The 12,114-nt window shown below is 71.9% G+C and carries 11 protein-coding genes; 9 read left to right on the top strand and 2 right to left on the bottom strand.

Features of this window, described 5'->3' with window-relative positions; all coding sequences use genetic code 11:
• Nucleotides 1-22: 22 nt before the first annotated feature.
• Genes ACTIF1_RS10480 through ACTIF1_RS10465 form a run of 4 tightly spaced genes read left to right on the top strand, consistent with a single transcriptional unit; the run spans nt 23 to nt 5,662 of the window.
• On the top strand, nt 23-1,264 hold the full coding sequence (locus ACTIF1_RS10480; RefSeq protein ID WP_439596354.1) for an NAD(P)/FAD-dependent oxidoreductase: 1,242 nt from the start codon (nt 23-25) through the stop codon (nt 1,262-1,264).
• A gap of 2 nt (nt 1,265-1,266) precedes the next feature.
• On the top strand, nt 1,267-3,102 hold the full coding sequence (locus ACTIF1_RS10475) for a hydantoinase/oxoprolinase family protein (protein ID WP_439596353.1): 1,836 nt from the start codon (nt 1,267-1,269) through the stop codon (nt 3,100-3,102).
• Complete coding sequence (locus tag ACTIF1_RS10470) at nt 3,099-4,694, top strand: hydantoinase B/oxoprolinase family protein (RefSeq protein ID WP_439596352.1); 1,596 nt, start codon at nt 3,099-3,101, stop codon at nt 4,692-4,694. Before ACTIF1_RS10475 ends, ACTIF1_RS10470 begins: the two co-directional genes overlap by 4 nt.
• On the top strand, nt 4,691-5,662 hold the full coding sequence (locus ACTIF1_RS10465) for a Bug family tripartite tricarboxylate transporter substrate binding protein (RefSeq protein WP_439596351.1): 972 nt from the start codon (nt 4,691-4,693) through the stop codon (nt 5,660-5,662). Before ACTIF1_RS10470 ends, ACTIF1_RS10465 begins: the two co-directional genes overlap by 4 nt.
• 8 nt (nt 5,663-5,670) lie before the next feature.
• Here ACTIF1_RS10465 and ACTIF1_RS10460 read toward each other — a convergent pair whose 3' ends face one another.
• Nucleotides 5,671-5,982: a putative quinol monooxygenase gene (locus tag ACTIF1_RS10460; RefSeq protein ID WP_439596350.1), complete on the bottom strand. Its 312-nt coding sequence runs from the start codon at nt 5,980-5,982 to the stop codon at nt 5,671-5,673.
• Between the two features lie 52 nt (nt 5,983-6,034).
• Nucleotides 6,035-6,709 (bottom strand): GntR family transcriptional regulator, encoded by a 675-nt coding sequence (locus ACTIF1_RS10455; protein WP_439596349.1) that lies wholly within the window; start codon nt 6,707-6,709, stop codon nt 6,035-6,037.
• Between the two features lie 106 nt (nt 6,710-6,815).
• On the opposite strand from ACTIF1_RS10455, the gene ACTIF1_RS10450 reads away from it, so the two are divergent.
• The 5 genes from ACTIF1_RS10450 to ACTIF1_RS10430 all read left to right on the top strand — a co-directional run bounded on the left by ACTIF1_RS10450 (nt 6,816) and on the right by ACTIF1_RS10430 (nt 12,042).
• Entirely contained in the window at nt 6,816-7,814 is a 999-nt protein-coding gene (locus ACTIF1_RS10450) for an amidohydrolase family protein (protein WP_439596348.1), read from the top strand.
• Nucleotides 7,811-8,707: a VOC family protein gene (locus ACTIF1_RS10445; RefSeq protein ID WP_439596347.1), complete on the top strand. Its 897-nt coding sequence runs from the start codon at nt 7,811-7,813 to the stop codon at nt 8,705-8,707. Before ACTIF1_RS10450 ends, ACTIF1_RS10445 begins: the two co-directional genes overlap by 4 nt.
• Nucleotides 8,704-10,200, top strand: a complete 1,497-nt coding sequence (locus tag ACTIF1_RS10440; protein WP_439596346.1) for a bifunctional 3-(3-hydroxy-phenyl)propionate/3-hydroxycinnamic acid hydroxylase — start codon at nt 8,704-8,706, stop codon at nt 10,198-10,200. Before ACTIF1_RS10445 ends, ACTIF1_RS10440 begins: the two co-directional genes overlap by 4 nt.
• A complete protein-coding gene (locus ACTIF1_RS10435) occupies nt 10,197-11,036 on the top strand; it encodes a fumarylacetoacetate hydrolase family protein (protein WP_439596345.1) in 840 nt (279 codons plus the stop codon). Before ACTIF1_RS10440 ends, ACTIF1_RS10435 begins: the two co-directional genes overlap by 4 nt.
• Nucleotides 11,037-11,160: 124 nt before the next feature.
• Nucleotides 11,161-12,042 (top strand): Bug family tripartite tricarboxylate transporter substrate binding protein, encoded by an 882-nt coding sequence (locus ACTIF1_RS10430; RefSeq protein WP_439596344.1) that lies wholly within the window; start codon nt 11,161-11,163, stop codon nt 12,040-12,042.
• Nucleotides 12,043-12,114: the final 72 nt, after the last annotated feature.

Genomic DNA, 12,114 nt, shown 5'->3' with positions numbered 1-12,114 from the left:
CAGCCAGGTGCAGGACCCCAGCATGCGCATCGCGGTGATCGGCAATGGCATCGTCGGCACCGCCACCGCCGCCTGGCTGCAGCGCGATGGCCACCAGGTCACCTTCGTCGATCCGCTCGGCCCGGCGGAGGCGACCTCCTTCGGCAATGCCGGCTCGCTCTCGCCCTCAGCCTGCCTGCCGGTCGGCATGCCCGGGATGTGGAAGAAGGTGCCCGGCTGGCTGCTGGATCCGCTCGGCCCGCTCGCCGTGCGCTGGTGGTACGCGCCCGTCGTCGCGCCCTGGCTCGCGCGCTTCCTGAAGCACTCGTCGCGGGACGAGGTGGTGCGCATCGCCACCGCGCTGCGCGGCCTGCTCGCACCGATCTTCGATTGCTACGAGCCGCTGCTGCAACGCGCCAATGCCAGCGGGCTGATGCGCCGCAGCGGCTGTCTTTACGTCTACTCCGGCCCGGAAGCCGCGCGGCAATGGGCCTGGGGCATGAATCTGCGCCGCTCCCTCGGCGTCGAGATGCGCGACGTGGCGGAGGACGAGCTGGTGGCGCTGGAGCCCGACCTGAAGGGCCGCTTCCGCTTCGGCATCCTGGCGCCGGAGAATGGCAGCACGCTCGACCCCGCCGCGATGACACGCGCGCTGTTCGAACAATGCCAACGCGACGGCGCGCAGATGCGTCGCGCCCGCGTCACCGGCTTCCGCGTCAAGGGCGGCTCCGTCCATGCGCTGGAGCTCGAAGGCGGGGAGACGCTGGAGACGGAGGGCGTGGTGCTCGCCGGCGGCGCCTGGTCGGCGAAACTCGCCAATCAGCTCGGCCCACGCATCCCGCTGGAGACGCAGCGCGGCTATCACGTCACCGTCGGCAGCAACAACCTGGCGCTGCGCCACACCGTCATGGCGGTGGAGCACAACCTCATGGTGAACCCCATGCAGATGGGCCTGCGTCTCGCCGGCTCCGTGGAATTCGCTGGCCTCAGCGCCGCGCCCGACTTCCGGCGCGCCGCGATGCTGCTGGCACGCGGCAAGGAAATGTTCCCGCATCTGGATACCAGCGTCACCAGCGAATGGATGGGCCACAGGCCCTGCCTGCCGGACAGCCTGCCCGTGATCGGCCGCGCGCCGCGCGTGGACAATGCCTGGTTCGCCTTCGGCCATGGCCATATCGGCATGTGCGGCGCCGCCAGCACGGGGCGGGAGATTGCGCATCTCGTCGCCGGCCGCGATCCGGAGATCGATCTTTCGGCCTTCGCCCCCACGCGCTGGGCGGCCTGAGCATGACGCGCCTCGACGTCGCCATCGATGTCGGCGGCGATTTTGTCGATCTTGTCGCCCATGGTGCGGACCAGCCGACAATCCTGCTGAAGCAGGCACGGGACGCCACGGCGCCGCTGGGCGCCACGGTCACCGCACTGCTGACGCAGGCCGGCATCGCACCGGTGGAGGTCGCGCGGCTGCGGCTGGCCACCACCCTGGCCACCAATGCGCTGGTGAATGGCACGGCCGGTCCGGTGGCGCTGGTCGCCACGCGCGGATTCGTGGATGTGCCCGATCTCGGCCGCCAGTCGAAGCGCGATCCGATGGAGGAGGCGCCACCGCCGCCCACGCCGCCTTGGCTCTCGCCGCCCGACCTGCGCTGCGAGGTCGGCGGCCGCATCGATGCGCGTGGCGTGGAGGTCGAGCCGCTCGACGGCGTCGCGGACGCGCTCGCGCATCTCGCCGCCCTGCCGCAGGGCGCCGCCGTTGCCATCTGCCTGCTCTTCGCGCCGCTGAATCCGGCGCATGAGCTGGCCGTGGCGCAGGCCATCGCCGCCGCGCGGCCGGATCTGCGCCTGTCCCTCTCCCACCAGGTCGATCCGGGCCTGCGCGAATTCGAACGCACCCTCGCCACGCTGGCCGATGCCGCGCTGAAGCCGCTGGCCGCCGCGCGCCTCTCCGGCCTCACCCCCGCGCCCTGGGTGCTGCGGGCGGAGGGCGGCCTGGCACCGCTGGCGGAGGCGCTGGACCATCCGCTGGGTCTCGCGCTCTCCGGCCCCGCCGCCGGCGCCCGCGCAGTCGCCTTCTGGGCGCAGGGCGAGGAGGCCATCGGCCTCGACATGGGCGGCACCACCACGGAGGTCAGCCTGGTGCGCGCCGGCCAGCCGATGACGGCGCGGGAGATCGGCCTGGGCACGCTGCGCCTGCGCTGTCCGGCGCTGGATGTGGAAAGCCTCGGCATGGGCGGCGGCACCACGCTGGCCTTGCGGCAGGGGCGCCTGCGCTTCGGGCCCGCGGCGCGCCCTGCCGGCCGCGGCGGCACCCAGGCCACGCTGACAGATGCGGCGCTGCTTGCCGGCTGGCTGCCCGGGGCGCCGCCCGGCCTGGCGCTGGACCGTGCGGCGGCGGCGGCCGCGCTGGTCACGGCGCTCGGCACGACCGATGCGAAGCCTGCGCTGGAACTGGCGGAGGCCGTCATCGCCAACGCGCTGCGCCGCATCGCCCTGCGCCGCGGCCTGGACCCGACGCGGGCGCTGCTGGTGGCGGGCGGCGGTGCCGGGCCGCTGCATGCGGCGGCCATCGCGCAGCGCATCGGGGCGCGCCGCGTGCTGCTGCCGCCCGCGCCCGGCCTACTCTCCGCCTTCGGCCTGGCGCTGGCCCCCGCCGCGGCGAGCCTGGAGGCGCCCTGCGACCTGGCGCTGGAGGATCTGGCCCAGCTCGCCCCGCAGGCCGCTGCCCAGGCCGCGGCGCTGGCTGCGCGGCTAGAGGCCTGGGGCTGCCCCGCCAGGCCCGCCCACAGCCTCGCCATGGTCTATGGCGGGCAGGCGGAGACGCTGGCCGTGCCCTTCGCGCCCGACGACACACCGCAGGACCTCGCCGCGCGCTTCGATGCCCTGCATGCCGCCACCCGCGGCCATGCGCCCGGCGGCGCGCGGCGCATTCTCGCGCTGCGCTGCCTGGCGGAAGCGCCGCTCGGCCCACCGCCCGCCACGCCGCCGCCCGCCACGCTTTCGCATCGGACCCTGCCCGATGGCACGCAGCTGCGCGATGGCGCGGACGCCACGCTGCGCATCCCGCCCGGCTGGCACGCCACGCGCCGCGCGGATGGCGCGCTGCTGCTGGAGCAGGCCGCATGAGCCTCGCCGAGGCTGCATCTCGAGACATCCTGCGCCTGGCGCTGGAGGGTCTGGCCGACCGCATGCAGGACAGCCTGCTCGCCACCGCGCTGTCGCCCGTGGCGCGGGAGGGGATGGACTGCGCCGCCGCGCTCTTCCTGCCGGATGGCCGCGTGCTGGCGCAGGCGCGGTCGCTGCCGCTGCTGCTCGGCGGCATGATCCCGGCCATCGCCGGCCTGCTGCGCGCCTTCCCGGCGGCGACGCTGGCGGAGGGTGACGGGCTGCTGATGAACGATCCCTGGACCGGCGGCACGCATCTGCCGGACCTGATCGTCGCGCGGCCGATCTTCGCCGCGGGCGCGCCTGTGGCCATCGCCGCCACCATCCTGCACCACCAGGATCTCGGCGGCATCGCCCCCGGCTCCGTCCCGCCCGATGCCCAAAGCATCTTCCAGGAGGGGCTGCGCCTGCCGCCCGTGAAATGGCGGCATGCGGGGGTCGAGGATCCCGGCATCGCCACGATCCTGGCCGCCAATACGCGCACCCCGGCGATGCTGGCGGGCGACCTTGCCGCGCAATGGGCGGCCGTGTCGCTCGCGGCGCGGGAGGTCGCGGCACTGGCCACCGGCATGGGCACCACCGCCTTCGCCAAGGGCTGCGCCGCGCTGCTGGCCGAGGCGCGGCAGACGCTGGCGCAGGCGCTGGCGGCGCTGCCGGAAGGCGAGGCTGCGGCGGAGGATGCGCTGGAAGGCGATGGCCGCAGCCCCGGCGCCGTGCCGCTGCGCGTCACCCTGCGCCGCCTGCCGGGGCCGCGGCTCGCGGTAGATTTCACGGGCTCCGCGCCACAGACGGAGGGGCCGGTGAATGCCGCGCCTTCCGGCCTGCTCGCCGCCTGCTTCTGCCTGCTGCAGCGCATCGCGCCGCAGGCGCCGGCCAATCACGGGCTGCTCGACCTGCTGGACCTGCATCTGCCGGAGGGCAGCGTGGTGAATCCGCGCTTCCCGGCCGCGGTGAATGCGCGCACGGCCACGGTGAAGCTGGCCTGCAACGCGCTCTTCGCCGCGCTGGCGCGGCTTTCGCCACGACCCGCGGCGGCGCCCAATGCCGGCGTTGCGGTGGTGCTTTCCATCGGTGGCGTGGATGGCGCGGGCCGGCGCTGGATTTTTACGGAAATCGTGGCGGGCGGGTCCGGTGGGCGGCCCGATGGGCCGGGGCTGCCAGGGCTTTCGGCCGATGTCTCGAATGCGCGCAACTTGCCGGCGGAGATACTGGAAACCGCGGCCCCGATCCGTGTCGAATCCATCGCGCGCCGTCGTGGCTCGGGCGGCGCCGGGCTGCATCCCGGCGGCGATGGCGTGCGCAGAATCTATCGGTTGCTGTCGGGCACGGCGGAAATTTCCTATCGCGGCGAGCGGCATCTGGCCGGCGCCCCGGGGGCGCAGGGCGGCGGCCCTGGCGCGACAGCCACCGCCTGCATCCTGCGCGCCGATGGGACGGCCCGACAACTTCCCTCCAAGGCCCGCATCGCCTGGGCGGCGGGGGAGCGCTTTGTGCTGGAGACCGCGGGCGGGGGCGGCTGGGGCCCCGCCGACAAACAGGGAGACGAATCGTGACCGGACTCACCCGCCGCGGCCTCGGCGCGGCCCTCACCATGGCCCTCGCCGCCCCGGCATTCGGACAAACCTGGCCGACGCGCCCGCTCCGCATCGTCGTGCCCTTCCCACCCGGCGGCAGCACCGATGTGCTGGCGCGGCGGTTGGCGGAGCGGCTGACCGTCTCGCTCGGCCAGACCGTGGTGGTGGAGAACCGCCCCGGCGCCGGCGGCACGGTGGGCGCCGATGCCGTCGCAAAATCGCCGCCGGATGGCCATACGCTGCTGATGGGCGTCACCGGCAGCAATGCCATCGCCGGCAGCCTGTTCCGCAACCTGCCCTACGATCCCGCCAATGCCTTCGCGCCGGTCTCCCGCCTGGTCTCCGCGCCGCTGATCCTGGTGGTGAACAAGGATGTGCCGGCGACCGATCTGCAGGGCTATATCGCCGAGGCGCGCGCGGCCGGCGGCGGCATGACCTATGCGACGCCGGGCAATGGCACCTCCATGCACCTCACCGGTGTGATGTTCAGCCAGGCGGCGCGCGTCGATCTGACGCATGTGCCCTATCGCGGCTCGGCCCAGGCGCTGACCGATCTCATCGCCGGTCAGGTGAAGTCGAGCTTCGCGGATTTCCTCGTCGTGCTGCCGCAGGTGCGGGCCGGCGCCATCCGCCCCATTGCCGTGACCTCGCTGGAGCGCCACCCGCTGCTGCCCGAGGTGCCCACCATGGCGGAGGCCGGGCTGCGCGGCTTCAACGCCGCCTCCTGGCAGGGACTCTTCGCCCCCGCCGGCACGCCGGCCGAGGTGCTGGCGAAGCTGCATGCGGAGGTCGCGCGCGCCATGCAGTCCCCCGAGATCAAGGACAGTTTTGCGAGCCAGGGCTTTCTGGTGGAGGCCACCACCCCCGCCGACTTCGACGCCTTTGTCCGCGCCGAAGTCGCGAAATGGGCGGTGGTGGTGCGCGAGGGGCGCGTGACGCTGGACTGAGACGCGTCTCAGCCCGCCGGGCTCAGCACATGGATGACCCGGCTGGCCACCATCTCGCGCACCTTGGCGCCATAGGCCTTCATATGCGGCGCGGCGCCGTGGGCGGCGAGCGTCGCGGCGCTGGACCACTTCTCCACCACCACGAAGCTGTCCGGGCCGATCGCGGTCTGGATGGCGCCGATGCCCTCCGCATCGATCGCCGGGCCGTATTCGATGCAGCCCTCCTCGGCCAGCACGGCCGGGATATTGGCGCGCATCTCGGCCAGCACGGCCTCGCGCATCCCGGGTTTCGTGGTGATGAAGGCGAGCACGTGGATCATTCGCGTGTTTCCTCTCCGGTTGCCGCAGCCTCCGCCGGGCGGGGGCCAGGCGTCAACCGGGCGGGAAGACCGCCGCATCCTCCAGGATGATTTCCGCCGTCCGCGTGTAATGCGCGGTCAGCAGCGCCACGGCGCGGTCCGCATCCCGCTTCAGCACGGCCTCCAGAATCGCCTGGTGTTCCGCCTCCACGTCGCGGCGCGGAAAGGCGCGTCGGGCGGCGAGCTTGCGGTAGCGTTGGTGGCGGTCCGTCAGCTGGTCGCAGAAGCCGATCAGCCAGGAGGACCCGCAGCCGCCCACCAGCAGGCGGTGGAAGTCGCGGTGCCGCGCCTCCCAGGTCGCATCCTCAGCCGCGGCCTCGCCATCCGGGCCGCGCGGCGTGCGGGCCAGGCGGTGGCCGGCGACCAGCAGGCGCTCCTCCCATTCCACCGTGGCGGCGGCCATGGATTCGCGGAGCCCACGTTCCTCCAGCCAGCAGCGCGTTTTCGTCAATTCCAGCAGTTCGGCGGCGCTGATGCCGGGCACGGTGAAGCCGCGCTGGTCCGAGCACAGCACCAGGCCATCGGCGCTCAGGCGGTTCAGCGCCTCCCGCAGCGGGGTCTGGCCGATCTGGTAGCTCTCCATCATCGCCTTGATCTGCAGCCGCCGCCCGGGCGCGAGGCGGCCAGCCAGGATATCGGCGCGGATGCGCTCGAAGACGGAGGAGGCGTGGGTGGCGGGGCTGCTCATGGCAGGACCAGATATACACAGGGATTGGCCAGCCGCAAAATATATACATTGCCCTTTACAGCCGCCCGCTTATCCATCATCCATGGGCCAGACGCGAGGAAACACCATGGCCCAGACGGCCGGTCCCATCGATGCACATGCCCATGTGGTGCCCGGCGCCTTCCCCGCAAGCGACCTGCCCGGCTGGCCGAGCATGGCGCCGGCGGAAGGCGGCCAGCGGCATGTGATGATCGACGGCAAGCCATACCGCACCGTCGCCGCGCGCTGCTGGGACGTGCCGCTGCGGCTGGCGGATCTCGATTCCAAGGGCCTGGCGCGGCAGGCGATCTCGCCGATGCCGGAGCTTTTCTCCTACTGGATGCCGGCGGAGGCCGCCGTGCCGCTGCTGCGCCATGTGAACGACTGCACGGCGGAGATGGTCGCGGCCTCCGGCGGCCGCCTGATCGGCCTCGCCGCCCTGCCGATGCAGGACCTGGATACAGCCCTGGCCGAAATGCGGCGGGCGAAGGAGCAGCTGGGCTTCGCCGGGGTCGAGATCGGCAGCAATATCAACGGCACGGTGATCGGCGACGCATCGCTGCACCCCTTCTTCGCCGCCGCCGAACAGCTCGGCATGGCGGTGCTGGTGCATCCGGTGCGGCCCGCGGGCATGGACCGCTTGGTGGGCCCCAAGAACCTGCAGCAGGCGCTGGGCTATCCCAGCGAGATCGGCCTGGCCGCGGCTTCTGTGATCACGTCCAACCTGATGCTGCGCCACCCGGCGCTGCGCCTCTGCTTCAGCCATGGCGGCGGCACGCTGGCGAGCCTGCTGCCGCGCCTCGAACAGGCCTGGCACACCTTTGGCGCCTTGCGCGACAGCATCGAGGAAGCACCCAGCGCGCAGGCGCGACGATTCTACGTCGATGCGTTGGTCTTCGACGCGCCGATGCTTCGGCACCTGCTGGGCGTGATGGGCGCGGAGCGCATCCTGCTCGGCACCGACGACCCCTTCGCCTTCCGCGAGAATGATCCCGTAGGCCGCATTGCGGAGGTGCTGGAGCCCGGCGCGGCGCGTGAGGCGGTGCTGCGGGACAATGCACTGAGCTTCCTGGGACTGCCGGCATGACACGCTTCCCCCTCACCGCGCTGCGCAGCGTCGACCTTCTGGTGCCGGACCTCGCTCTGGCCGAGCGTTTCTATACGGCGACCTGGGGCCTCACGGTGGTGGCGCGCGACGCCGCCTCGCTGTGGCTGCGCGCCACCGGCGCCGACCATCATGTGCTGGCGCTGCACGCGGCGCCGCAGGCGGCGATCCGCAGCGTGACCTTCCGGGCCGCGGATGCCGAGGCGCTGCACCGCGTGCTGGCCAGCGCCCAGGCGGCGGGCGCCACGCTGCTGGCGCCGCCCGCGGCCATCACCGAACCCGGCGGCGGTCTTGGCGCCACGCTGCGCGATCCCTTCGGCGCCGTCTTCCGCCTCGTCGCCGATGACGAGCAGCGCGCAGCGGATGCGGTCTCTCCCGACCGGCCGGAGCGGCTGGCGCATGTCAACCTGAACTGCGCGGATGTCGATGCCACGGCGCGCTTCTTCGAATCCGGCCTCGGCTTCCAGCTGACGGACCGCTCCAAGCTGATGGCCTTCGAACGCTGCAACAGCGACCACCATGCGGTGGTGCTGGCGGAGGCGCCGCATGACGGGCTGAACCATGTGGCCTTCCAGATGGCGGGGTGGGAGGCGGTGATGCGCGGCGCCGGCCGCGTGATCGATGGCGGCCATCCCATCGCCTGGGGGCCCGGGCGCCACGGGCCGGGCGACAACGTCTTTGCCTATTTCATCGACCCCTTCGGCATCGTGGTGGAATACACGGCGGAGGTGCAGCAGGTGGATGACCACCACGTCGTGCGCGGCCCCTCCGAATGGGTCTGGCCGCCCGGCCGCACGGACCAATGGGGCATCGCACCGCCGAAGCCGGAGGCCACGAAGCGCGCCCAGCTCGCCATCCGGTTCGCCGCGCCATGAGCACCGACCACGATGTGGTGGTGGTCGGCTTCGGCCCCTCGGGCGCCGTCGCCACCGCGCTGCTCGGCCAGGCCGGCTTCCGCACGCTGGCGATCGATCGCAGCACCGAAATCTATCCGAAGCCGCGCGCCATCGCGATCGACCACGAGATCCTGCGCCTGTTTGACAATATGGGTATCGCCGAGCAGGTGCTGCCGCATACCGCGCCCTTCCCCGCCTCCGAGCATTTCGGCGTGGACGGCCAGCTGATCCGCCGCATCGACATGGTGCCGCCGCCCTATCCCATGGGTTTCACGCCCACCATGGTCTTCACCCAGCCGCCGGTAGAAGCCGCGCTGCGCGCCCATGCCGCGACGCAGCCGGGCGTGACGGTGGAACTGGGCACGGAGCTTGTGGGCATCGCGCAGGATGCCACGCGCGCGACGCTGACGCTGCGCAGCGCCGCGGGCACGCGCGCCGTCACCGCGCAAACGGTCATCGCCTGCGACGGCGCCTCCTCCTTCACGCGCCAGGCGCTCGGCATCGGCTTCGTCGATCTCGTCTTCGACGAGCCCTGGCTGGTGGTGGACATGCTGGTGGGTGAGGAGGCGCTGGCCCGCCTGCCGGCCACCGCCGCGCAGCATTGCGACCCCGCGCGCCCCATCACCGCCATTGTCGGCCCCGGCAACCATCGCCGCTGGGAGATCATGCTGCTGCCTGGCGAAGACCCTGCGCGGATGCAGACCGAGCCCGAGGTCTGGCGCCTGCTCTCCCGCTGGCTGAAACCCGGCGAGGCGACGCTGTGGCGCGCCGCCAGCTACCGCTTCCATGCGCTGGTCGCCGAAAGCTGGCGCCAGGGCCGCGTTTTCCTCGCCGGCGATGCGGCACACCAGCAGCCGCCCTTCATCGGCCAGGGCATGTGCCAGGGGCTGCGCGACGTTTCCAATCTCGTCTGGAAGCTGGCCGCGGTGCGTGACGGCGCGCCGGATGCGCTGCTCGACAGCTACGAGGTGGAGCGTGCCGAGCATGTCCGCACGCTGACCGCGCGCATCAAGGCGATCGGCCGGCAGATCTGCGAGCGGGATCCCGTCGCCGCCCGCGCGCGCGATGCGGCGCTGCTGGCGCAGGGCGGCGGCCGCGCACCGGTGGTAACGCGGCAGGAGATTGTGCCGCCCATCACCACCGGATTTCTCGCCACGCTGCCGCATCCCGCCCAGGGCACGCTATTCCCGCAGCCACGCCTGCGCCAAAGCGAGGACTGGGTGCTGATGGACCGGATCCTCGGCCATGGATGGCGCCTGATGCTGGCGGCCGGCGCGCCGCGCATCACCGCGCCCTTCGCCACGCTGCATCTCGACGATGTCGAGGAGCAGGACGGCCTGCTCGCCGCCTGGTTCGCGCGCCATGCCGTGCAGGCCGCGATCATCCGGCCCGACCATTATGTCTATGGCGTCGCCACCGATGCCGCGACGCTGGAACACCTGCTGCAAGCGCTTCAAGGGGAATACGCATGAAACTCGCAAGCTTCTCGCATGGCGGCACGGCGACATGGGGCCTGGTCGGCGATGGTGTCGTCACCGAGGCCGGCACGCTGCGTGCCCGCTTCCCAGACCTGAAGTCGCTGATCGCCGCCGGCGCCGTGGCGCAGGCCGCGCAGGCCGATGGCGCGCGCATTCCCTTCGCGGATATCACCTGGCTGCCAGTGATCCCGAACCCCGACAAGATCCTCTGCATCGGCCTGAACTACGAAACCCATCGCAAGGAGACGGGTCGGTCCGAGGTCGAGAACCCCACCGTCTTCACGCGCTTTCCCAATAGCCAGACCGGCCACCTGTCGCCGCTGCTGCGCCCCAAGGCCTCGACCGATTTCGACTTCGAGGGCGAGCTTGCCGTCATCATCGGCACCTCCTGCCGCCACGTTTCCCGGGATGACGCCTTCGCGCAGATCGCAGGCTATGCCTGCTACAATGACGGCAGCGTGCGCGACTGGCAGCGCCACACGCACCAGTTCACGCCGGGCAAGAACTTTCCGGAGACCGGCCCCTTCGGCCCCTGGATGGTGACGCCGGACGAGGTCGGCGCGCTGGACGACCTGCGCCTGCAGACGCGGGTGAACGGCCAGGTGGTGCAGGATGCGCTGCTCGGCCAGATGATCTTCGATATCCCGCGCCAGATCGAATACTGCTCCACCTTCACGCGGCTGGAGCCGGGCGATGTGATCGCCACCGGCACGCCGGGCGGTGTCGGCGCCAAGCGCACGCCGCCGCTCTGGCTGAAGCCCGGCGATGTGGTGGAGGTGGAGATCGACCGCGTCGGCCTGCTGTGCAACCCAGTCGCCGACGAAAGCTGAGCTTTCCACTAACGGGGAGGAAACAACAATGAAAGCCATCAGCCGCCGCAGCTTCTGCGCGGGCGCCACAGCGTTGCTCGCTGCACCTGCACTTGCCCAATCGACGGACTGGCCGCGCCGGCCCATGCGCATCATCGTGCCGCAGCCGCCGGGTGGGAACCTGGACATCCTGGTGCGCGCGGTGGCGGAGGGGCTGCGCCAGGATCTCGGCCAGCCCGTGATCGTGGAGAACCGCCCCGGCGGCAATAGCGTGATCGGCCTGGAAGCCTGCGCCCTGGCCGCGCCCGATGGCACCACCTTCTGCGCGGTGAACATCGAATCCATGGCGACCATGCCGCATGCGGAGCCGGAGCTGTTTGCCCGCTTCGCATCGCTGCTGCCGGTGACGCAGCTCGCCTCCGCGCCGAGCGGGCTGGTCGGCAGCCCGGAAGTGCCGCCTGGCGACCTGCGCACCTTCATCGCCTGGGCCAAGGGCCAGCGCGAGATCAACTACGGCTCCTCCGGCGTCGGCTCCGCGCAGCAGTTGCTCTTCGAATGGCTGAAGGCGAAGGAGGGTTTCGCGATGGAGCACGTGCCCTTCCGGGGCATCGGCGACGCCTTCCGCGAGCTGGTCGCCGGCCGCGTGCAGGCCAGCTACGGCGCCATGGCGCTGTCCATGCCGCTGATCCGTGGCGGCCGCATCCGCCCGCTGGCGGTGCTGGGGTCGCGCAGGCTGGCGGAACTGCCGGACACGCCCTCCATGGCCGAGCTCGGCTTCGACTTCCCCTATGGCGGCGCCTGGTGGGGCCTGGCCGCGCCCGGCGCGCTGCCGCCGGCGATCGCGGAGGCGATGGCCGCCGCGGTGCGCCGCGTGGTGACCAATGAGGAATTCGTGGGCCGCGCCCTGGCGCCGAATTTCTTCAACGGGATCGGCAATACCCCCGCCGAATTCGCCGCCATCATCACCCGCGAACGCGCGGCCGGCGCCGAACTGGTGCGGCTCGCGGGCGTCGGCCCAGGCCGCTAGAGCGTTTTCACCTCAGCCGGAATCGGATTGGGGATTCCGGCACGGGTCGTCAGTGTGATTCATAGGCGTCCG

The sequence above is a fragment of the Falsiroseomonas sp. genome (assembly GCF_051860665.1).
GTDB lineage: Bacteria > Pseudomonadota > Alphaproteobacteria > Acetobacterales > Acetobacteraceae > Falsiroseomonas.
The sequence above is the reverse complement of the archived record's forward strand: the minus strand, read 5'-3'. Positions and strand labels throughout refer to the sequence as shown.